This window comes from Bacteroides sp. AM54-2NS (assembly GCF_003602935.1).
GTDB classification, from domain to species: domain Bacteria; phylum Bacteroidota; class Bacteroidia; order Bacteroidales; family Bacteroidaceae; genus Bacteroides; species Bacteroides xylanisolvens.
The window spans coordinates 15440-37322 of record NZ_QTMZ01000006.1; the positions used below are offsets into that span (position 1 = coordinate 15440).

At 40.7% G+C, this 21883-nt stretch carries 14 protein-coding genes and 4 pseudogenes; 13 read left to right on the forward strand and 5 right to left on the reverse strand.

Features of this window, described 5'->3' with window-relative positions; translation table 11 throughout:
• The first annotated feature begins 9 nt into the window (after positions 1-9).
• The 3 genes and pseudogenes from DXA05_RS05325 to DXA05_RS05335 all read left to right on the forward strand — a co-directional run bounded on the left by DXA05_RS05325 (position 10) and on the right by DXA05_RS05335 (position 3630).
• Positions 10-816 (forward strand): DUF3805 domain-containing protein, encoded by an 807-nt coding sequence (locus DXA05_RS05325; RefSeq protein ID WP_008025701.1) that lies wholly within the window; start codon positions 10-12, stop codon positions 814-816.
• Positions 817-843: 27 nt separating this feature from the next.
• Positions 844-2711: pseudogene (locus DXA05_RS05330) on the forward strand (ABC-F family ATP-binding cassette domain-containing protein).
• 79 nt (positions 2712-2790) lie between these two features.
• On the forward strand, positions 2791-3630 hold the full coding sequence (locus DXA05_RS05335; RefSeq protein WP_008025697.1) for a histidinol-phosphatase: 840 nt from the start codon (positions 2791-2793) through the stop codon (positions 3628-3630).
• 99 nt (positions 3631-3729) lie between these two features.
• Here the strand turns inward: DXA05_RS05335 and DXA05_RS05340 are convergent, their stop codons facing one another.
• Positions 3730-4965 carry a fucose isomerase gene (locus DXA05_RS05340; protein ID WP_128858877.1) on the reverse strand — a complete coding sequence of 412 codons (1236 nt, stop codon included), beginning with the start codon at positions 4963-4965 and terminating at the stop codon, positions 3730-3732.
• A 181-nt stretch (positions 4966-5146) separates the two neighbouring features.
• Between DXA05_RS05340 and DXA05_RS05345 the strand changes: the two are divergent.
• The 4 genes and pseudogenes from DXA05_RS05345 (at position 5147) to rimI (ending at position 9768) form a co-directional block, all read left to right on the forward strand.
• A pseudogene (locus DXA05_RS05345) lies at positions 5147-6345 on the forward strand (pyridoxal phosphate-dependent aminotransferase).
• Between the two features lie 123 nt (positions 6346-6468).
• Positions 6469-7713 (forward strand): ABC transporter permease, encoded by a 1245-nt coding sequence (locus tag DXA05_RS05350; RefSeq protein WP_004314833.1) that lies wholly within the window; start codon positions 6469-6471, stop codon positions 7711-7713.
• A gap of 130 nt (positions 7714-7843) precedes the next feature.
• Positions 7844-9310 carry a RimK family protein gene (locus DXA05_RS05355; protein ID WP_087321956.1) on the forward strand — a complete coding sequence of 489 codons (1467 nt, stop codon included), beginning with the start codon at positions 7844-7846 and terminating at the stop codon, positions 9308-9310.
• Positions 9310-9768 carry a ribosomal protein S18-alanine N-acetyltransferase gene (gene rimI / locus DXA05_RS05360; protein WP_128858878.1) on the forward strand — a complete coding sequence of 153 codons (459 nt, stop codon included), beginning with the start codon at positions 9310-9312 and terminating at the stop codon, positions 9766-9768. The genes DXA05_RS05355 and rimI overlap by 1 nt, the downstream gene beginning before the upstream one ends.
• Positions 9769-9770: 2 nt before the next feature.
• Here rimI and DXA05_RS05365 read toward each other — a convergent pair whose 3' ends face one another.
• The 3 genes from DXA05_RS05365 to DXA05_RS05375 all read right to left on the reverse strand — a co-directional run bounded on the left by DXA05_RS05365 (position 9771) and on the right by DXA05_RS05375 (position 12856).
• On the reverse strand, positions 9771-10943 hold the full coding sequence (locus DXA05_RS05365; RefSeq protein WP_128858879.1) for a glycosyltransferase: 1173 nt from the start codon (positions 10941-10943) through the stop codon (positions 9771-9773).
• A gap of 56 nt (positions 10944-10999) precedes the next feature.
• Positions 11000-12025, reverse strand: coding sequence for an AI-2E family transporter (locus DXA05_RS05370; RefSeq protein WP_128858880.1), 1026 nt, complete (start codon positions 12023-12025; stop codon positions 11000-11002).
• Between the two features lie 330 nt (positions 12026-12355).
• The gene (locus tag DXA05_RS05375; RefSeq protein WP_128858881.1) at positions 12356-12856 is read right to left on the reverse strand and encodes a prolyl-tRNA synthetase associated domain-containing protein; all 501 of its coding nucleotides are present in this window, start codon (positions 12854-12856) and stop codon (positions 12356-12358) included.
• Positions 12857-13024: 168 nt separating this feature from the next.
• On the opposite strand from DXA05_RS05375, the gene DXA05_RS05380 reads away from it, so the two are divergent.
• The 5 genes and pseudogenes from DXA05_RS05380 (at position 13025) to DXA05_RS05400 (ending at position 19184) form a co-directional block, all read left to right on the forward strand.
• A complete protein-coding gene (locus DXA05_RS05380) occupies positions 13025-13567 on the forward strand; it encodes a hypothetical protein (protein ID WP_128858882.1) in 543 nt (180 codons plus the stop codon).
• Positions 13568-13749: 182 nt separating this feature from the next.
• Positions 13750-16227 (forward strand): carboxypeptidase-like regulatory domain-containing protein, encoded by a 2478-nt coding sequence (locus DXA05_RS05385; protein WP_128858883.1) that lies wholly within the window; start codon positions 13750-13752, stop codon positions 16225-16227.
• 57 nt (positions 16228-16284) lie between these two features.
• Positions 16285-17365 (forward strand): annotated as a pseudogene (locus DXA05_RS05390) (histidine kinase).
• Positions 17362-18471 carry a histidine kinase gene (locus DXA05_RS05395; protein WP_087318324.1) on the forward strand — a complete coding sequence of 370 codons (1110 nt, stop codon included), beginning with the start codon at positions 17362-17364 and terminating at the stop codon, positions 18469-18471. The pseudogene DXA05_RS05390 and the gene DXA05_RS05395 overlap by 4 nt, the downstream one beginning before the upstream one ends.
• Positions 18468-19184 (forward strand): LytTR family DNA-binding domain-containing protein, encoded by a 717-nt coding sequence (locus DXA05_RS05400; RefSeq protein ID WP_087318325.1) that lies wholly within the window; start codon positions 18468-18470, stop codon positions 19182-19184. Before DXA05_RS05395 ends, DXA05_RS05400 begins: the two co-directional genes overlap by 4 nt.
• 187 nt (positions 19185-19371) lie before the next feature.
• Here the strand turns inward: DXA05_RS05400 and trxA are convergent, their stop codons facing one another.
• Positions 19372-19869, reverse strand: a complete 498-nt coding sequence (gene trxA / locus DXA05_RS05405) for a thioredoxin (RefSeq protein WP_008025658.1) — start codon at positions 19867-19869, stop codon at positions 19372-19374.
• 515 nt (positions 19870-20384) lie between these two features.
• Here trxA and DXA05_RS05410 point away from each other — a divergent pair.
• Positions 20385-21780 (forward strand): annotated as a pseudogene (locus DXA05_RS05410) (RtcB family protein).
• Positions 21781-21883 lie beyond the last annotated feature (103 nt).

Here is a 21883-nt window from a genome sequence, read left to right on the forward strand (position 1 = left end):
TATAAAAGGATGCAAGGCAAGAAATTTATCTCTCCCGGAGCATGGTTTTCTATGAACTATCCATCAGACTGGAATGAGTTTGAAGATGGCGAAGGCTCTTTTCTTTTCTATAATCCCGATGTATGGACGGGAAATTTTCGTATATCCGCATTTAAAGGAAAAGCCGGTTATGGTAAAGATGTCATCCGGCAGGAACTGAAAGAGAATGATTCGGCTTCGTTGGTGAAAGTCGGAACGTGGGAATGTGCGTATAGCAAAGAAATGTTTCAGGAAGAGGGGACGTATTATACTTCCCATTTGTGGATTACAGGAGTTGACGATATTGCTTTCGAATGTTCTTTTACTGTACCTAAAGGCGGAGTTGTGAAGGAGGCGGAAGATGTAATTGCTACTTTGGAGGTACGCAAAGAAGGGCAGAAGTATCCTGCTGAACTGATCCCGGCCCGTCTTTCTGAAATCTATTTGATTAATGAAGCGTACGAATGGGTGGTATCTACCGTGAAGCAGGAATTGAAAAAAGATTTTCAGGGAATAGAAGAAGACCTGGAGAAACTTCAGCAGGTGATTAATAGCGGTAAGATTGGCTCGAAAAAGAAAGAGGAATGGTTGGCAATCGGCATCACAGTCTGTATAATTCTGACGAATGAAGTGGAAGGTATGGAATGGAAAACGTTGATTGACGGTAACCGGGAAGCTCCTGTATTACAATATAAAGACCGTATCATCGACCCGCTGAAACTGGCATGGAGTAAAGTAAAGGCAGGAGAACCTTGCGACATTATTGAAGAGTATAAATCCGTGATTATTAATCACTAATCACTAACCAACTAATTACTAAATTACGTGGCTGTACCTTATTTACAGATAGATAACCTGACCAAGTCCTTCGGTGACTTGGTTCTTTTTGAAAATATATCTTTTGGCATTGCTGAAGGCCAGCGTGTAGGATTGATAGCGAAGAACGGCAGCGGAAAAACTACTTTATTGAATATAATCGCCGGAAAAGAAGGTTATGATAGCGGTAACATTGTTTTCCGTCGTGACCTCGGGTGGATTATCTGGAACAAGATCCACAGTATCCCGAAGAGTTGACCGTGCTTGAGGCCTGTTTCCATCACGGTAACAGTACCGTGGAACTGATAAAAGAGTATGAACGTTGCATGGAGACTGAAGGTCATCCGGGATTGGAAAATCTTCTGGCGCGTATGGATCAGGAAAAAGCCTGGGAATATGAACAGAAAGCCAAGCAAATTCTTTCGCAACTCAAAATCCGCAACTTCGACCAAAAAGTGAAGCAACTGTCCGGTGGACAGTTGAAGCGCGTTGCTTTAGCCAATGCGTTGATTACCGAGCCGGATCTGCTTATCCTTGATGAGCCTACCAATCACCTGGACTTGGATATGACCGAATGGCTGGAAGATTATCTGCGTCGTACCAATCTTAGTTTGCTGATGGTGACGCACGACCGTTATTTCCTTGATCGTGTTTGTTCGGAGATTATTGAAATAGACAATCAACAAATCTACCAATATAAAGGTAACTACAGTTATTATCTCGAGAAACGTCAGGAACGTATCGAAGCTAAAAGTGTAGAAATAGAACGTGCCAACAACCTTTACCGTACGGAACTCGATTGGATGCGCCGGATGCCGCAGGCACGCGGGCATAAAGCCCGTTACCGGGAAGATGCTTTTTATGAATTGGAAAAGGTGGCAAAGCAACGTTTCAACAATGATAATGTGAAGCTGGAGGTGAAAGCATCCTATATCGGTAGTAAGATATTCGAGGCCGATCACTTGTTTAAGAGCTTCGGTGATTTGAAGATACTGGATGATTTTTCTTATATCTTTGCCCGCTATGAAAAGATGGGCATTGTGGGAAATAACGGGACAGGTAAATCTACTTTTATCAAGATATTAATGGGGCAGGTTGCGCCCGACAGTGGAACGGTGGATGTTGGTGAAACTGTTCGTTTCGGCTATTACTCGCAGGATGGCCTTCAGTTCGATGAACAAATGAAGGTTATTGATGTAGTGCAGGATATTGCCGAAGTGATTGAACTGGGGAATGGAAAGAAACTGACTGCTTCGCAATTCTTACAGCATTTTCTGTTTACTCCCGAAACGCAACATAGCTATGTCTATAAGTTGAGTGGGGGCGAGCGTCGTCGTCTTTATCTGTGTACCATCCTGATGCGTAACCCTAACTTCCTGGTGCTTGACGAACCTACCAACGACCTCGATATTATCACTCTGAACGTGCTTGAAGAATATCTTCAAAATTTCAAAGGTTGTGTGATTGTTGTTTCTCACGACCGCTACTTTATGGATAAGGTAGTAGACCATTTGATGGTATTCAATGGACAGGGAGATATTCGCGACTTTCCCGGAAACTACAGTGACTATCGTGACTGGAAAGACGCGAAAGCTCAAAAGGAGAAAGAAACTGAAAAGCCGCAGGAAGAAAAGACTGCCCGTGTTCGTCTGAACGACAAACGGAAGATGAGTTTCAAGGAAAAACGAGAGTTCGAGCAATTGGAAAAGGAGATAGCAGAATTAGAAACAGAAAAAGTACAGATTGAAGAACTCTTATGTAGCGGTACCCTTTCTGTTGACGAATTGACAGAGAAATCGAAACGTTTGCCTGAAGTCAATGACCTGATTGATGAGAAAACAATGCGATGGCTGGAACTTAGTGAAATAGAAGGCTGATTTGTGCCATTGTATCACTAGAATAGCCTGATAATGATAATAACTTTGATAATATATCCCAGACAACATATAACCTTGTATGACAAACCTAACCAATTATCATAGCCACTGCCTGTTTTGTGACGGACGCGCCAATATGGAAGATTTTATTCGTTTTGCTATTAGCGAAGGATTTACTTCCTATGGCATTTCTTCCCATGCTCCACTGCCGTTTTCTACTGCATGGACGATGGAGTGGGATAGAATGGATGATTACCTTTTCGAATTTTCCCGTCTGAAGAAGAAATATGCAGATAAAATAGAGCTTGCCATTGGTCTTGAAATAGATTACCTGAACGAAGAAAGCAACCCTTCTTTACCCTGTTTTCAAAAACTACCACTTGACTACCGGATAGGTTCCGTACATATGTTGTACTCTCCGGAAGGAAAAATCGTAGATATTGATACTCCGGCAGATCTTTTCCGTCAATTGGTAGACAAGCACTTTGATGGTGATTTGGATTCTGTGGTCCGTCTTTACTATAAGAACCTGCTTCGTATGGTAGAATTGGGAGGATTTGATATTGTTGGTCATGCTGACAAGATGCATTATAATGCTTCCTGTTATCGTCCGGGATTATTGGATGAACCGTGGTATGATGCGTTGGTTCGCAAATATTTCACCGCCATTGCCGAATATGGCTATATCGTTGAAATAAACACTAAATCTTATCATGATTTAGGAACATTCTATCCCAATAAACGATATTTCTCTTTCCTGAAAGAGTTGGGTATCAGAGTACAGGTAAACAGTGATGCGCATTATCCGGAACGGATTAATAATGGACGCTCCGAAGCATTGGCTGCTTTGAAGAAGGCAGGCTTTACTTCAGTTGCAGAGTGGCATAATGGAAAATGGGAAGAAAGAGAAATAGAATAAAGAAATAGAATTTAGTCAATCTCCAAAGTGCCTCCTTAATAAACTGATAATTTATTTTGTTTATTAAGGAGGCGCTTTCTTTAAGGATGTTTTGAGATGTTATTCAGTTCTTTTGCAAGCATTTGCCTGGAAAAACTCGTTCAATGTATCTTCATAGTTACCATGAAGCATAATATGATGATTTCCCAAAGGATTCTTCAGAAAATACTCGGCTGGAGTATTCATGCGGATGCGTACTTGCGTGCGGCACATATTAATATAATTGGTATTTTCAGTCAATGTTCCAGTAGATAAGTAATATTCGTCCAGACATTCACCGCCGCATTTTATAATCGTTACGTCTCCTGTCGGAAGTAACCCTTGTATGGCAATTCCTTTTTCTGTTTCAAAATGATTGCGGATAATGTATCTCTCCGTTTGTTTGAGTCCTATGGTGCAGTGTGCTAATATCAGCTCGTTCGTACGGGAATTAATCATGGAAGGATTTGCCATAAATCCGTCCTTTCCCGTAAGCGCTTTCACTGCTAATAGCGTAAATACAGATTGAAGATCGCCTTCGCAACCTGCTATTATCCCGTCATCATTCAATAAAGATAATGCCACGCATCCGGTAGTGTCGATTTGTTCAATCAATTTAAAGCAGCTCAATGTCAGTGCTTCCAGATTTTCTTCCTGACACACCTTTTTTATCGCCCGGTACAGCCGCATGGATTTGATTAAATCTTCGGGAGTTCCTTCGCGGCAGGCAAGAGCTTGCGATGCTACAGCCGCACATGATGCTCCGACTTGCTCATCCGTTATTTGTTGAAATTGTTCGTAAATCCGTTCCAATGGAATATCTACATATTCAATTCCCCAACGACGTTTTGCCAACAGGTAGTCTACGTTACTGGCAACTAACCAGGAAGAAGGAGTTCCGATGACTCCGATACGTTTGTCGAATAAGGAACGTTGTGCACGGAAATTATTATAAAGTGTATGAATACGCAGGATGATAGCAGGTAATTCGCCATGTAGTATTTCGCTCTTCATTCCACGTCCCCGTAACCATGTGGAGATTTCCAATGCGGCAGCAAGAGAGTTCTGCATGCCGTCTGCCAGTAAAATGGCAGGGCGGGGGAGGTTTTCGAATTGCTGTATGACCAGTCTTTCCACCCCACCGGTAGCGATAAAAATGATTTTGAAATCATCACTACTAAGCTTGTCCATATCTTGATAATCGACGAGCTTTACGGTATAATATTTTTCAATTTCGCTTAAAATAGCTTCGTGTGAGCTACGTAGCGAGACTTGTTTGTGAAGGATTGAAGCAAATGAGATAAGGTGTATGGTCATTATGATATTGTTTTAAGTTTTCCGTATGACAAATGTATAGCTTTCTTTTCAAATTACCATAACGATTTTAACCTTGCTAAGGTTTTTAAAGTTTTTATGTCTCTGTATTCAAATTATTGCGTACATTTGCAGCTCCAAGTAGAAAAAGTAAATAGTAATTAAGTAATTTGTAGTTAAAATTATGCCAACCATATCCATTCGCGGAAACGAGATGCCTGCATCTCCTATCAGAAAGCTGGCTCCTTTGGCAGACGCTGCCAAGCAACGTGGAGTCCATGTGTTTCACCTGAACATCGGACAGCCTGATCTGCCCACTCCTCAGGCCGCGATTGACGCGATACGCAATATTGACCGGAAGGTATTGGAGTATAGTCCAAGTGCCGGTTATCGTAGCTATCGCGAGAAATTAGTAGGATATTATGCGAAATTCAATATCAACCTTACAGCAGACGATATAATCATTACATCAGGAGGTTCGGAAGCCGTACTTTTTTCCTTCCTTTCCTGCCTGAATCCGGGAGATGAAATAATTGTTCCGGAACCGGCTTATGCTAACTATATGGCATTTGCAATCTCTGCCGGAGCAAAGATCCGCACCATTGCTACGACCATTGAAGAGGGCTTTTCTCTTCCGAAAGTAGAGAAGTTTGAAGAACTGATTAATGAGCGTACCAAAGCGATTCTTATTTGTAATCCCAACAATCCTACCGGTTATTTGTATACCCGTCGTGAAATGAATCAGATTCGTGACCTTGTAAAGAAGTACGATTTGTTCCTTTTCTCCGATGAAGTATATCGTGAATTTATATATACCGGTTCTCCTTATATCTCTGCCTGCCATTTGGAAGGTATTGAGAATAATGTGGTATTAATTGACTCCGTATCCAAACGTTATTCAGAATGTGGTATTCGTATTGGTGCGTTGATAACCAAAAACAAGGAGATACGCGATGCTGTCATGAAGTTCTGCCAGGCTCGTTTGAGTCCTCCATTGATCGGACAGATTGCTGCAGAGGCCTCTTTGGATGCTCCGGAAGAGTATTCTCGTGAAACGTATGATGAATATGTAGAACGTCGTAAATGCCTGATTGACGGTTTGAACCGTATTCCCGGTGTTTATTCACCCATCCCGATGGGAGCTTTCTATACAGTAGCGAAACTCCCGGTAGATGATTCCGACAAGTTCTGTGCATGGTGTCTCTCTGATTTTGAATATGAGGTCAGACGGTATTCATGGCTCCGGCTTCCGGTTTCTATACCACTCCGGGTTCCGGCATCAATGAAGTTCGTATTGCTTACGTATTGAAGAAAGAAGATTTAACCCGTGCGCTTTTTGTCTTGCAGAAGGCTTTGGAAGCATATCCGGGAAGAACAGAATGAAATTTAAGTATTAAGTATTAGGTATTAAGTATTAACCGTAGCTTCTTGTGTGTTTGCTCGTGTGTATAATTGCCTAATACTTTATGTCTAATACTTAATACTTTATACTTAATACTTAACCCAATGTCTCTATCACTTTTCATAGCTCGGCGTATCTATCGTGAAAGCGATGGCGGAAAGCAGGTGTCACGTCCTGCGGTCCTCATTGCCATGGCGGGTATTGCTATTGGCTTGGCTGTGATGATTATTGCGGTGGCGGTAGTTATCGGGTTCAAAAGTGAGGTGAGAAATAAAGTCATAGGATTCGGGTCGCATATTCAGATAACTAATCTGGATGCGGTCAGTTCTTACGAAACCCATCCGATTGTGGTAGGAGACAGTATGATGACTGCTCTTGCTGATTATCCGGAGATAAGCCATGTGCAGCGTTTCTCTACCAAACCGGGTATGATTAAGACCGATGACGCTTTTCAGGGAATGGTGTTAAAAGGGGTAGGTCCGGAGTTCGACCCCCATTTTATAAAAGAGTATTTGGTAGAAGGGGAGATTCCTGTTTTCAGTGATTCAGTATCTACCAATCAAGTGCTTATCTCGAAAGCGTTGGCAACTAAAATGAAGTTGAAACTGGGAGATAAGATATATACCTATTATATACAGGATGATATTCGCGCTCGTCGCCTGACGATTGCCGGAATTTATCAGACGAACTTCTCCGAATACGACAACCTCTTTTTACTGACGGATCTTAATCTGGTGAATCGCTTGAACGGTTGGCAACCGGAACAGGTGACCGGTGTGGAATTACAGGTGAAAGATTATGATAAACTGGAAGATATAACCTATGAGATCGCAACTGATATTGACAACAGGCAAGATGAACTGGGAGGTGTGTATTATGTGCGTAACATCGAACAACTGAATCCTCAAATCTTTGCCTGGCTTGATTTATTGGATTTGAACGTATGGGTGATTCTGATTTTGATGATAGGAGTTGCCGGCTTCACCATGATTTCCGGTTTACTGATTATTATCATCGAACGCACCAATATGATTGGGATTTTAAAAGCATTAGGAGCCAATAATTTCACGATTCGCAGAACCTTTCTTTGGTTTGCAGTCTTTTTGATTGGCAAAGGCATGCTTTGGGGCAATGCTATTGGTTTGGCATTCTGTATTCTTCAATCTCAATTCGGACTCTTCAAACTTGATCCGGAGACTTATTATGTAGATACTGTCCCGGTATCTTTTAATGTTTTACTTTTTATCTTGATTAATTTGGGCACTTTGTTTGCTTCTGTATTGATGTTGATTGGCCCTTCATTTTTGATTACCAAGATCAATCCGGCAAGCTCCATGAGATACGAATAATCCTCTTTTTTTCTACCCGTTTTCTACTGCAAAAATAATTTAGTCTGTTGCGTGATGTGGAGTGAATAATATGTCTATATTTGCGCCCAATTTACTTAATATCCTCTTGTAGGTTTAATTTTTAACCATTATGAATAATGTGTTAATCCTGTTGGATAATCTGGATGACTGGAAACCGTATTACGAGACAAGTAGTGTCCTGACTGTTTCCGACTATCTGAAAAACAAGCCGGTAGAAAAAGACCGGAAGTTAGTTATTAATCTTAGCGATGATTACAGTTATAACTCTGAAGGGTATTACTGTTCATTGTTAGCCCAAACGAGAGGACAGAAAGTCATTCCGGATGTTGATATAATCAACAAGTTGGAGACCGGGACGGGTGTTCGGATGGATCGTAGTCTGCAAGCCCTCTGTTACCAGTGGATACAGAAGAACAATGTCAAAGACGACATTTGGTATCTGAACATCTACTTTGGCAAATGTAGAGAGAAAGGCCTGGAGCGGATTGCACGATTTATTTTTGAGAATTACCCTTGCCCATTATTGAGGGTGGCTTTAAATACTCATCCCAGAAATCAGATCGAAAGTATTCAATTTCTTCCTCTGAATCGGCTCAATGATGAAGAACAGGATTTCTTTGCCAACACATTGGATAACTTTAATAAGAAAATATGGCGTGCGCCTAAGTCGGCGAAGGCTTCCCGTTATAGTTTGGCTGTATTGGTTGATCCGCAGGAAAAGTTTCCGCCCAGCAACAAAGGTGCTCTGCATAAATTGACTGAAGTTGCCAAGAAAATGAATATTCATGTGGAAATGATTACGGAAGATGACGCCATCCGTTTGCTCGAATTTGATGCCTTGTTCATTCGTACTACCACATCATTGAATCATTATACATTCCATTTGTCGCAATTGGCTGCACAAAACGGAATGGCCGTTATTGACGATCCGCTTTCCATCATCCGGTGTACGAATAAAGTATACCTGAAAGAACTTTTTGAAAAGGAAAAGATTTCTGCTCCTAAGTCAACGCTGATTTTTCAGTCAAACGATCATTCGTTTGAGCAGATCAGCGAACAGGTGGGGGCTCCTTTTATTCTGAAGATACCGGATGGGTCTTATTCCATTGGCATGAAAAAGGTTTCGAATGAGGAAGAACTGCAAGCAAGTCTGAAGATGCTTTTTGAGAAGTCGGCTATCTTACTGGCGCAGGCATTCACTCCTACGGAGTTTGACTGGCGTGTCGGCCTGTTGAATGGGGTACCGCTGTATGCCTGCAAATATTATATGGCAAAAGGACATTGGCAAATTTACTGCCACTATGATTCGGGCAGAAGTCGTTGCGGACTGGTAGATACGATTCCTATTTATCAGGTGCCTCGGGTAGTGTTGGATACGGCCGTTAAAGCTGCGAATCTGATCGGAAAGGGATTGTATGGAGTCGACCTGAAAATGGTAGATGATAAAGCCTATGTTATTGAGATCAATGATAATCCGAGTATCGATCATGGGCTGGAAGATGCCATTATCGGTGATGAAATGTATTACCGATTACTGAATCATTTTGAACAGGCTTTGGAGGCGAAACATTATTGATGATGGAGACGGGTTTATTTGTTCGTAAAGCACAGCAGAGTGATATTCTTGCTATTTTGGAAATAGAATGGGAATGTTTTCGGGAAGATAGCTTTTCGAAAGAACAGTTTGCTTATCTGATAAGCCGCTCGAAAGGAACTTTCTATGTAATGATGGAAGGGGATAGGGTAATCGCTTATGTCTCCTTGTTGTTTCATGGCGGAACTCGTTATCTAAGGATATATTCGATAGCTGTCCATCCGGATTTCAGAGGGAAAGGATTGGGACAGGCATTGATGGACCAAACGATTCGGACAGCTGACGAATGTAAGGCTGCTAAAATTACTTTGGAAGTGAAGGTGACGAACGCTGCCGCTATTGCGCTATATATGAAAAATGGCTTTATTCCGGCAGGAATAAAGCCATGCTATTATCATGATGGTTCGGATGCTATTTATATGCAACGATTGATTCAATAAATTTATCTTCTCATGAAATCTCCTTTTCCTCGAAAGAATCGGCAAATCTTGAAATTCAGCGACTGTATAGGTTGGAGAAGGTCGAATACCGGTAATGAGAAATAGTATTTCCGGTTTCCTCCCATTTCTTTGGCTGTTTGATTGATGATGACAGCTTGTATAGTAAAACGTAGCAACCAAATGAGCAGTGCGATACCTGCAACCAACCAGTGTAAGTTGAGAACCCCCAATGCGATGCCTATTATACAGGCGGCATAGAATAACAGACGGGAGAAAGTCTCAAATCCTAAAAGATATCGTTGCGTCCCCTGGTAATATCTTGCAGTAGCCATATAACTTACTTTTTCTTCTTTCCATTCTTTGTAGCGATACACAGGATTTATCCGTGTAGTGGCGTTGATGTCTGTTTCGACGCGGGTATTTGAAGGAGTTGCCAACTGGTTGATGAATAGATCATCCTCTCCACGTTGTAGATTCAGGTATTTGGAGAATCCTTTCTGTTGGAAAAACAACTCTTTCCGGTAAGCTAAGTTGCGTCCGATACCCATATATGGTTTTTCGGCTAAAGCGAATCCCAGATAACGCAAGGATTGGAAGAGGGTATCAAATGCGGTACGTTTGTGCAACCATCCTTTTGTACGGTCATAGCCGCTATATCCCAATACGATTTGAGTCTGCGGAGTGAAGTTACGTGCCATTAACTTTAACCATTGGTTACTTGCCGGCATACAGTTTGTTTCTGTAAATACCAGCCAATCATGTTTGCTGGCTTTAATACCTAATGTCAGGGCCAGTTTTTTATGACTGATATAGCGTGCGCTTTCAGGGGTAAAACTATGGTAAAGATGAGGATATTTTTCTTCCATCATTCCCAGTATATCCTCGGTTTCATCTGTGGAAGCATCGTTGATGACAATCACCTCGAATTGCGGATAATCCTGTTCCAGAATGGCTGGCAGGATTTTACGCAGGTTTTCAGCCTCATTGCGTGCGCAGAGAATTACGGAAAGTGGAGGTAGTTCTCGTGAAAAATGTACCTCTTCTTTGCGTACAGCCTTATTATGGGCATGTATCCGATTGTACAGACCAAAATAATAGATGAGCTGAATGATAAAAAGAATGCCTGCCGCTGATAAAAGAATCAGTTCGACAGTATTGAATGTAAATGTTTCCATCAAATTTTAGTGTCGTTTTTACAACGGCAAAAGTACACAATTTTTCGGTAGTTCTGTCATCTCGACGGGAGGTTATTTCGTAAGTCCAGATATTCTTTTTTAAACATATCTACAAAAAGGAAGAATAATGCAAGCAACAACGGACCGAAGATCACTCCCATAAACCCAAATAACGGCAGACCGATGACTACCCCGAAAATGGTGATAAGCGGATGAGTATCTGCCATTTTCTTTTGGAGAATAAACCGGATCAGGTTATCTGACTGTGATACGACGATGGCTCCGTATGCGGCAATCCCGATGGCGTTGAACCAGTCTCCGCTTATAGCCAGATAAGCGGCTACGGGAAACCATACCAATGCAGTGCCCACCATCGGAATAATGGTTGCAAAGCAGGTCAGGAACCCTAATAATAAGATGTTGGGTGCTCCGAAAAGAAGATAACCTATCGTGGCTACTCCTCCTTGAATGATAGCCAGCAGAGGAATACCGATGGCATTGGAACGGACGATCATATTGATTTCGTGGATCACTTCTTGCGTATTGGTTTCATTAAATGGTAAAATATCATTGACGTATGCCTCCATCTTTTTCCCTCCGATCAGCATGAAGTAAAGCACAAAGATCATGACGAACAAGTTGATGGCAAGGCTGCTGATGCTTTCCATTATGATCTGCCCGATGCGGGGAAGTATGGAGACTATGAAGGTCAGCGTATCTTTTCCTAATACATCGTATCCTGTTTTCTCTTTGATAAGTTCTGCTGCTTGTTGGATAGGCGCAATATATGTCTGTGGGTCCAGATTGATATCTTGTAGTTTATTTGCCACCATCCAGACAGTTAGTCCTAGAGGGATGAGAAAAACGAAAACCGTTTCTGTGGTAATCAGTAAGGCACTTATACTGCGTTTTAGTTTTCTTTTCTCTACCAAGTGATTCATCTGCCTACGTACAAGAATATAGATAGTGAGTGCTCCCAATAATCCTCCCAGGAATGGAGTGATTTGTCGGAAGATAATGATCCCCATAAATAGGATGATGACAATGAGGGAATATTTCCAGTATTGTTCTTTGGTGCTCATATCGTGTAAAATTCGTTTATATAATAAACAATTAAGGTATAGGAAAGGTTTGTTTTATGGTGAGATAACGATATGAAAACAGTTTGGTTTCATTGAGCGGATATTCGTTAATATCCAATCGATTTATGTTAAATGTTAACGGACTGGTTGTTTCTATTAAACCATGTTATAAGATGCGCTGCTTTGACCTGAAAATTTGGAGATAACCGAAAAGTCCGTATCTTTGTACTGTGTTTTTCATAGTATTAGATTTAAGGTTAACAAAGATTGGCTGTCTGGGATAGATAGCCTTTTTTTATGTTATATATTCTGCTCTGTTTGACTATCTTTCTATAATTCTACAATAGTGAAATCTTTATGATTGATCTCCGGTAATAACAATTTTAGAATATCTTCAAGTTTAATTTTCAGGCTGCATGTGTTTACACATGGATGACATCCTATGTAAGTTGCTTCAAGAATCTCTTTATCAATTAATAAATGAACTTTGTTTTCATTATCATAAATTAGTCCTAAAATACTGATAGCTCCGGGATAAGTACATAAAATATTTCCCACCGCCTCTTTAGAAGCAAAAGAAAGATGTGTGCTTCCTATTTGTTGTGCAAGTTTTTGGGTAGAAAGTTTTTTGTTTGCAGGTAATAGAAGCAGGTAGTATTCTTGTTTTTTATTGGTGAGAAACAGGCTCTTACATGAAGTACAATCTAGTATCTTGGATATTTCTGCCCCTTCCTCCATAGTCATTATGGGATTATGCTGTAAACATTGGTATTTTATTCCCAGTTTGTCAAGAGTCTGGTATATTATGTGATATTTAGAATTTTTGTGCATCCCGTTTATTACTAAATCTATATGAGTGGAGTTTTCATTGTTATATAGGCAAAGTTAATTTATTATGTTCAAATAGCCAACGACTTGTGTCAGCATTATTTTTTATGAATGATATTATACCTGTTTTTGGTTGCTTATTTTTATATTTGCATATAAAATGGTAATATTATGAAAACTCTGTTCATTAATACACTTCGTATCCTGATGATTCTCGTGATTATGATTTCATGTGGAGTTGCCTATGTAGTATACGAAGATACATTGGCTGACTGGTGGATACCTGTTGGAGTGGCACTTATAATAGTGATAGCAACAATTCCTTTCTATAAAGGATGGATTTGGCTGACAACAATGGATAATAAAGTAATTAATTGTTGTTGCCATTTGGTTTGTGTCGGTGCTATCAGTTGTGTATTGTTTCTTGGGGGGAATTACTGGTTCGCCGATTCTGCTTCCACGCATGAAGAGAAAGTCATGGTACAGAAAAAATATATAGAAACACATAAGAAAACCCGTAGGGTCGGCAGACATCGTTATGTGTCGGATGGCGTTCGTAAAGAATATTATTTGCAGGTAGCTTTTGAAAATGGGAATGTAGAAACATTGCATGTATCTCCTTCTACTTATAATAAAACAAAGACAGGTCGGCCGAAGATTCTGACTTTGCAAAAGGGCTTATTTGGGTTGCCTGTAATTACCAAAGGACTTTAATGAAAGTCACACCACCTTTAGAATGGGTTATATATCCTTTAAAAGCGATATTCTTCTTTTCTTTTATTTTTCATCTTGCTAATTTTGCATTTAGTCTACAAATGGGACGCGTTCGTCTCATTTGAAAAATTAGTGCTGATCTCTGCCTTATCTTCGTGACGAAATTAAAACGGAATAAAATCATGAAGATGAATAAAACTAGATTATTAGAGAAAATATCTATTCAGTCGGGCGTCTCTTTAGATGAGTGTGGGACAGTGCTCAAAACTTTTGAAAAAGTTCTAAGTGAAGAACTTTCCCGGAAAATATATCGTTATGGTGGATGGATCCTATTATTGACCGCTTTATTTGTGTCTGTAACAGTATTTAGCCAGACAACAGGGCGGAAAGGACGTCCGGTGCAGACCATCCGTGGGATTGTTATAGATGGAGACTCGAAGTTTCCGATACCGTATGCAACAGTAAAGCTATCTGAAAAAGAGGGGGCGGGTACGATAACAGACAGTCTTGGTCGTTTCAGTATACCGCAGGTTCCTGTCGGCCGACATACCGTAGAAGCTGCGTTTATGGGATATGAACCGGGCATTTTCAGAGAAATACTGGTGACCTCCGCCAAGGAAATATATTTGGAAATACCTTTGAAAGAAAGCGTGAACGAATTAAACGAAGTGATAATTCGTGCGCGGACGAACAAGGAAGAAGCAATGAATAAGATGGCTACTACCGGAGCACGTATGTTGAGTGTAGAAGAAGCGAGCCGTTATGCAGGTGGATTTGATGATCCCGCACGTTTGGTTTCTGCTTTTGCCGGAGTAGCTCCCAGCGTTTCTTCCAATGGAATTTCTATTCATGGCAATGCCCCACATCTGTTGCAATGGAGACTGGAGGATGTCGAAATTCCTAATCCGAATCATTTTGCGGACATCGCTACGTTGGGTGGAGGAATCCTTTCCTCTCTAAGTTCACAAGTGCTTGGAAACTCTGATTTTTTCACCGGAGCATTTCCTGCCGAATATGGAAATGCAGTATCCGGAGTCTTTGACATGAAATTGCGTAACGGCAACAACCAAAAGAACGAAAATACCATTCAGGTGGGAATTATGGGAATCGACGTCGCTTCCGAAGGCCCTTTGAGCAAGAAACATAAAGCATCGTATATTTTCAATTACCGTTATTCTACAACCGGCCTTCTGAATCTTGAAGGAGGAACGATGGATTATCAGGACCTGAACCTCAAACTCAACTTTCCGACACGGAAAGCCGGAACATTCTCTGTTTGGGGAACGAGCCTGATTGATAAGTTCACCAGTGATTTTGAAAAGAACACAGAGAAATGGGATTATTGGGGCGACCGCAGTGAATCAAGAGACAAGCAATATATGGCAGCCGGAGGTGTCAGCCATCGTTATTTCTTTAATAATGACGCATCATTGAAGACCACGATAGCCGCTACCTATTCGCAACTCGACGGAGGAGCAACCTTGTTCAACCATTCGATGGAGTCTACTCCTTATATGGATCTTGATTCAAAATATACCAACCTGATATTTACCACCACCTTTAATCGTAAATTCAGTAACCGTTTTACGAACAAGACAGGATTCACTTATACCAATATGTTCTACAAAATGGATCTTTCCATTGCTCCTTATGAAGCCGAACCACTGGAAATTGTATCTCAAGGAAAAGGTAATACAAGTCTGATTTCAGCCTACAATAGTTCATCGGTGGGATTAACAGAGCGTTGGACCCTTAATGCAGGAATCTATGGACAGCTTCTGACTCTGAACAATAAATGGTCTGTAGAACCACGGGTTGGCCTGAAGTGGCAAGCTACTCCAAAAGCAACCTTCGCGTTGGCTTATGGAATGTACAGTCGCATGGAAAAGATGGATGTATATTTTGTTAAAACGAAAAGTACAGGCAATCAATCCGTCAATAAAGATCTTGATTTTACAAAAGCACAGCACATTATGTTATCATTCGGTTACAAGATTTCTGATCGCATGAATCTGAAGATAGAACCATATATCCAGTTTTTGCATGATGTCCCAGTCATGGCGGATAGTTCTTACTCCGTACTTAACCGTTCTGATTTTTATGTGGAAGATGCGTTGGTTAATAAAGGAAGAGGACGCAATGTGGGAATAGACATTACCTTCGAACGTTTTTTGGAGAAAGGACTTTATTATATGATTTCGGGTTCCTGGTTTGATTCCCGTTACCGGGGTGGGGACGGTGTGTGGTATAACACGAAGTTTAACCGTAATTATGTGATAAACGGACTTATCGGTAAAGAATGGATGTTGGGAAGAAATAAACAGAATATACTTAGTGTCAATCTGAAACTAACCTTGCAAGGTGGTGATCGATATTCTCCGATTGACTTGGAGGCAACGATGAATCATCCGGATAAAGAAGTGCAATATGACGAAACGAAAGCTTTCTCAAAACAATATTCTCCTATGTTGATTGGTAATTATACTGTCAGTTATCGTATCAACAAGAGAAAAGTATCACATGAATTTGCAGTGAAAGGACTTAACTTTACGGGTGCTAAAGAACATTACGGTCATGAATATAATGTGAAAACTGGAAAAATAGATGTCAGCGACAATTCTACGATATTGACGAATGTGAGTTATAAACTTGAATTTTAGAGATACGGTATAGAGTCTAACCGGAAAAATGTTTTATCTTCGTCCCCAATAAAGCGTATGACAACTGAAACACTTGCAACAGGTAGTGAATCTACCTTTTTATATCGATTTCTCGTTAGTCCGGACTTACGATGGATGCGGTATTTGGTACTTATCCTGGTGCTGGGGACGATCTCTTTCAATCAGGTCTTTATTATCTTTTTGGATTATAAGGATATATTGGGCGGATGGATTTACACATTTACCTTTCTTTACCTGCTCACTTATGTAGCGGTTATCTACTTGAATCTTTTCCAACTCTTTCCGAAATATTTGTTGAAGAGACATTATCTGACCTATTTGTCATTGCTTTCTACTGCGATGATCGTAGCTCTGTTGATACAGATGTCAATAGAATACATGGCATATTCCTATTGGCCGGAACTCCATGCGCGAGGTTCTTATTTTTCGATGCACATGGTAGTGGACTATATTTCTTCTTTTATGTTATCTACGCTGTGTATGATAGGAGGTACGATGACAGTTCTTCTGAAAGAGTGGATGATTAACAACCGGCGTGTTTCACAAATGGAGAAAGCCATGTCGTTTCTGAAGTGGAACGGTTAAAAGAACAGATCAGCCTGAACTTCTTTTTAAAACATTGCACCAATCGGGAGAATTAACGTTGAGTGAGCCGGAAACAGCCTCAAAGATGTTGATGAAGTTAAGCCAACTTCTCCGCTATCAGTTGTATGACTGCAATAGGGCCAAAGTCTTGCTTAGTAGCGAAATTACATTTCTTACTAATTACCTGACATTGGAACAGACCTCCCGACCACAATTTTACTATGAATTTACTTCCGAAGGCGAAGTGAACAGAATGTTGGTACCACCTTTGCTTTTCATCCCTTTTGTACAATATATAGTCAAAGCAATAGACGAGCAACAGATGCAGCCTCCTGTTTCATTGAAAACTCATTTGAAAGCGGAAAAGGGTACGATTATTTTCGCTTGCGCTTGTCCTGAAGTAAATCTCTTGTCGTCCGATAAAGGGCTGGAAAGAATCAGACAAAGATTGGATATTTTGTATGGAAGCCGTTACAGATTATCATTGGCTGTCGGCAGTATATGGCTGGAACTGAAAGGAGGTGAGTCATGAGTATGGATACCAATCATGGTAATGACTTCAATAAAAATACCACTGACAGAAACATGAATGATAAAAGTGTCACTGCATTTCTATTGAGTCCCCGTTATCGGATATACAGGCATTTGCTGCTGCAATTGGTTGTTGTTTTGATAACAATCAATGTCCTTTGGTATGAGCCTTTACAAACAGTCTCTTTTGGGAGGCGACTGGGCGGATGTCTGGCATATTTTGCTTCTATGAATATGGTGATATATATAAACCTGTATGTATTGGTTCCTTATTTCCTGTTGAAGAATCGTTGGGGTAGTTATGTGTTGATGGCAGTCATTACAAATATAGCAGTCATTACTTTTCTTTCAGTTACCCAAGGTTTGCTTTTTGAAGTGATTCTGCCCGGAAAAGATCCCAATGGCTTTGCCACTTTTATCAATGCTTTTTCGGGCATACTGACCATTGGCTTTGTCATGGCAGGCTCTGCAGCTATCTCATTGTTCATGCATTGGCTACGCTACAACCTGCGTATTGATGAACTGGAATCCACGACTTTACAGTCGGAACTGAAGTTTCTTAAAAATCAGATTAATCCGCATTTTCTTTTTAATATGCTGAATAATGCCAATGTCCTGATAAAGAGAAATCCGGAAGAAGCATCCAAAGTACTTTTCAAATTAGAGGATTTATTGCGCTATCAGATAAATGACAGTTCGCGAGAAAGAGTCTCGTTAGCATCGGATATCCGTTTCTTAAATGATTATCTGAATCTGGAAAAGATCCGTCGTGATAATTTTCAGTTTACGATGGAGGAACATGGAAAGACAGATTCCATTTGGATTCAGCCGTTATTGTTTATTCCTTTTGTGGAGAATGCGGTAAAGCATAGTTTTGACAGCGAGCATCCTTCGTATGTGCACGTTTCGTTTAAGGTTGATAATGATAGATTAGAGTTTCGATGCGAGAATTCCACACCGGAAGTTGCCGTTAGTAAAGGGAAAGTCGGAGGGATAGGACTTGTGAATATTCAACGCAGATTGGGGCTGTTGTATCCCGGTCGGTATGAACTGAAGCAGATAGAGAATGAAAATAAATATACTGTAATTTTAAGTATAATATTATGAATTGTATTATTGTAGACGATGAACCATTGGCACGTGAAGCCATGAAGCTATTGATAGAAGAATCGAATAACCTTCAATTAATCGGGAGTTTTAATAGTGTGTCCACTGCTTCCGATTTCATGGAGCAACATGTGACTGATTTGGTTTTTCTTGACATTCAGATGCCAGGGATTACAGGAATTGAGTTTGCACGTACGATTTCAAAGAAAACACTGGTCATTTTTACCACAGCCTACACAGAGTATGCACTGGACAGTTACGAAGTGGATGCGATAGATTATTTGATTAAGCCTGTTGAAGCGGAGCGTTTTCAAAAAGCTGTGGATAAGGCTTTGTCTTACCATTCTTTGTTACTGAAAAAAGAGAAAGAAGCCATCGAAACAGTGGTTACTGCCGACTATTTTTTTGTGAAAGCAGAACGCCGGTATTTCAAAGTCAACTTCTCCGATATTCTCTTTATTGAAGGATTGAAAGATTACGTTATAATCCAACTTAGCGATCAGCGTATTATCACCCGTATGAGTTTGAAAGCCATATTCGATTTGTTACCCAAATCAACCTTCCTGCGAGTGAATAAGTCATATATTGTCAATACCGGTCACATCGAATCATTTGACAATAATGATATATTCATAAAATCGTATGAAATAGCTATCGGTAACAGTTATCGCGACGACTTCTTTGAGGGGTTTGTGATGAAACAAAGAGTGTGAGATCGTGATGTAGTATTATTCAATGTTTCTGCATTTTTTCAATTTGAAATATAAATAAGAAGATAAAGTGAAGTGCGAATATATGCAAATATGTTTGTTCTTATCATTTGGCATATATAAACAGCCCTCTATCCATCTTCTAAAGACGAATAGAGGGGCAGTTGTCATGACGAAGAAAAAGTCGAGTCTATTGCTTTGCTTCGTTATTTTGTTTCAGAAGAAATTCATCAATTGCTTTTTTAAGCTGGTCTTTAGGCATAGCTCCCTGCATGATTCTCGGTTCCTCTTTCATCGGAATCATCAATAGGGTAGGGATGCTGCGGATACCGAATGCCGCTGCCAGATCCTGTTCTTTGTCCACATCAATCTGGTAGATATCTACTTTGCCGCTATATTCTTTGCTAAGTTCTTCCAGAATCGGGTGCATCACTTTGCAGGGACCGCACCAGGTAGCATAGAAATCTACGATGGCAGGACGGCTGCCTTCAAATTTCCAATCGTTTGGATTGGCTTCATAGTTATATACCTTCTTTAAAAAATCTGCTTTATTTAATGCTACTACTTCCATTTTATTGTCCTCCTTTGTTGGTTCATTGCTTTTTTTATTTTCTCCGCTGTTTCCCGCGCAAGCCGTGGCTGCCAGTGTCAAGACGAAGACACTTAATAAGCTTTTTATCCGTTTCATATATTATCTTTCTTTTTGTTTTTATCTGATGCAAAGATAGACGATATAAAGGGACCATAAAATAGCAATTTGACAGAAATTCTTGGCAAAACTTCCCTCGGATAGTTATTGAACACTAAAATTTGTCTATTAATCTTTGGAAGATATAAAAATAAGCACTACTTTTGCCGCGATAAAATGAGTATTCACCCTTTAAAATTGATGGAAAGGGTATTAATTATGTTGGAGTTATAATATTTTCAAATTAGGACTAAGTTGTCTCGTCGGGAGAATGAGGCTTTGCAACTTATTATTTTTTATATTGAACTGATGGTTCTTACATTGACCGCAATTCTACTAACAGGCGGCAATGGTTGATTAGTCCTGCAATCACATTTATTATTTTTTTAATTAATCACTTCAATGCGGTGGGAGGGTATTTTATATCCGTATCCTAAGCATTGGTATCACGTGTATTGCATCGTCGTTTGCCGGTGAGGCTGACAGGGAATGTTGTATGCGAATGAAAAAAGAGTATGGGAATACGATTAAAAGATTTAAGTAAACTGGGATACCGGGATAATGTTGCCCGTAGTCTGGTAGTGGACATTGTGAGCAAACATTGCAAATATAACACGAAAGAACAGATTGAAATGACATTGAGCGATATACTCGAGCATCCCGAATCTTACAAAAACAATGAAATATGGAATAAGCTGGCCGAACGCCTTTCGCCGACTATAATAGCGAAAGAGTTTATAGCTTATGATTTACTGGATGAGCCGTTGATGTATAAAACCTATGGAGGTAAATTTATCGAGACGCTTGCCAAACAACAGATGAACCTGGCTATGCGCTTGCTATAACAGTGGCCGGAGCTTGATGCCTGACGCTCATGCCGGATACGGGTTGCCTATCGGTGGAGTGCTTGCTACGGATAATGCGGTGATTCCGTATGCCGTAGGAGTTGATATCGGCTGCCGGATGAGTCTGACAGTATTCGATGCCGGAGCAGATTTTCTGAAACGGTATGCCTATCAGATGAAAGAAGCCTTGAAAGATTTCACCCATTTCGGTATGGATGGCGGATTGGGTTTTAAGCAGGAACATGAAGTGTTGGATAGGGAGGAATTCCGTCTGACGCCTTTATTGAGGGATTTGCATGGAAAGGCCGTCCGTCAACTGGGGAGTTCCGGTGGTGGCAATCATTTTGTAGAGTTCGGCGAGATCACTTTGCAAGAAAAAAACGTACTGAATCTTCCGGAAGGAAGTTACTTGGCATTGCTGTCACATTCCGGTTCACGAGGATTGGGGGCTGCAATTGCAAAACATTACAGTCTGCTGGCACGTGAAGTGTGCAGGCTTCCCCGTGAAGCACAACATTTTGCCTGGCTGGATTTGAACACGGAAGAGGGGCAGGAGTATTGGATGAGTATGAATCTGGCGGGTGATTATGCCCGTGCCTGTCATGAACGGATTCATTTGAATTTGGCGAAAGCCTTGGGGTTGAAGCCTCTCGCTAATGTCAATAACCATCATAACTTCGCTTGGAAAGAGGAAATAATACCGGGGCGTATGTCAATCGTTCATCGTAAAGGGGCTACTCCGGCGCAAAAGGGACAAGCGGGATTGATTCCCGGAAGTATGGCTACCCCGGGTTATCTGGTTTGTGGCAAAGGGGTGGAAGAAGCGTTGAATTCGGCTTCTCATGGAGCCGGCAGGGCAATGTCCCGCCAAAAGGCAAAAGATAGTTTTACGCAATCGGCTTTGAAGAAGTTACTGTCGCAAGCAGGAGTAACTTTGATTGGTGGGAGCGTGGAAGAAATGCCGTTGGCATACAAGGACATTGACAGAGTGATGTATACGCAGGAGACACTGGTGGAAGTGCAAGGCAAATTTATGCCTCGCATTGTACGAATGAATAAGGAATGATGCGATGAAAGAAAAAGTCTATTTACAAATTACTTCCGGCAGAGGACCTGCGGAATGTTGCCGGGTAGTGGCTTTAGTGCTGTTTAGCTGTGCAAAAAAGAAT

Coding starts and splice junctions, on each gene's coding strand:
- DXA05_RS05325 (WP_008025701.1), top strand. CDS start 10: ATGCAAGGCAAGAAATTTATCTCTCCCGGAGCATGGTTTTCTATGAAC.
- DXA05_RS05335 (WP_008025697.1), top strand. CDS start 2,791: ATGACAAACCTAACCAATTATCATAGCCACTGCCTGTTTTGTGACGGA.
- DXA05_RS05340 (WP_128858877.1), bottom strand. CDS start 4,965: ATGACCATACACCTTATCTCATTTGCTTCAATCCTTCACAAACAAGTC.
- DXA05_RS05350 (WP_004314833.1), top strand. CDS start 6,469: ATGTCTCTATCACTTTTCATAGCTCGGCGTATCTATCGTGAAAGCGAT.
- DXA05_RS05355 (WP_087321956.1), top strand. CDS start 7,844: ATGAATAATGTGTTAATCCTGTTGGATAATCTGGATGACTGGAAACCG.
- rimI (WP_128858878.1), top strand. CDS start 9,310: ATGATGGAGACGGGTTTATTTGTTCGTAAAGCACAGCAGAGTGATATT.
- DXA05_RS05365 (WP_128858879.1), bottom strand. CDS start 10,943: ATGGAAACATTTACATTCAATACTGTCGAACTGATTCTTTTATCAGCG.
- DXA05_RS05370 (WP_128858880.1), bottom strand. CDS start 12,025: ATGAGCACCAAAGAACAATACTGGAAATATTCCCTCATTGTCATCATC.
- DXA05_RS05375 (WP_128858881.1), bottom strand. CDS start 12,856: ATGCACAAAAATTCTAAATATCACATAATATACCAGACTCTTGACAAA.
- DXA05_RS05380 (WP_128858882.1), top strand. CDS start 13,025: ATGAAAACTCTGTTCATTAATACACTTCGTATCCTGATGATTCTCGTG.
- DXA05_RS05385 (WP_128858883.1), top strand. CDS start 13,750: ATGAAGATGAATAAAACTAGATTATTAGAGAAAATATCTATTCAGTCG.
- DXA05_RS05395 (WP_087318324.1), top strand. CDS start 17,362: ATGAGTATGGATACCAATCATGGTAATGACTTCAATAAAAATACCACT.
- DXA05_RS05400 (WP_087318325.1), top strand. CDS start 18,468: ATGAATTGTATTATTGTAGACGATGAACCATTGGCACGTGAAGCCATG.
- trxA (WP_008025658.1), bottom strand. CDS start 19,869: ATGAAACGGATAAAAAGCTTATTAAGTGTCTTCGTCTTGACACTGGCA.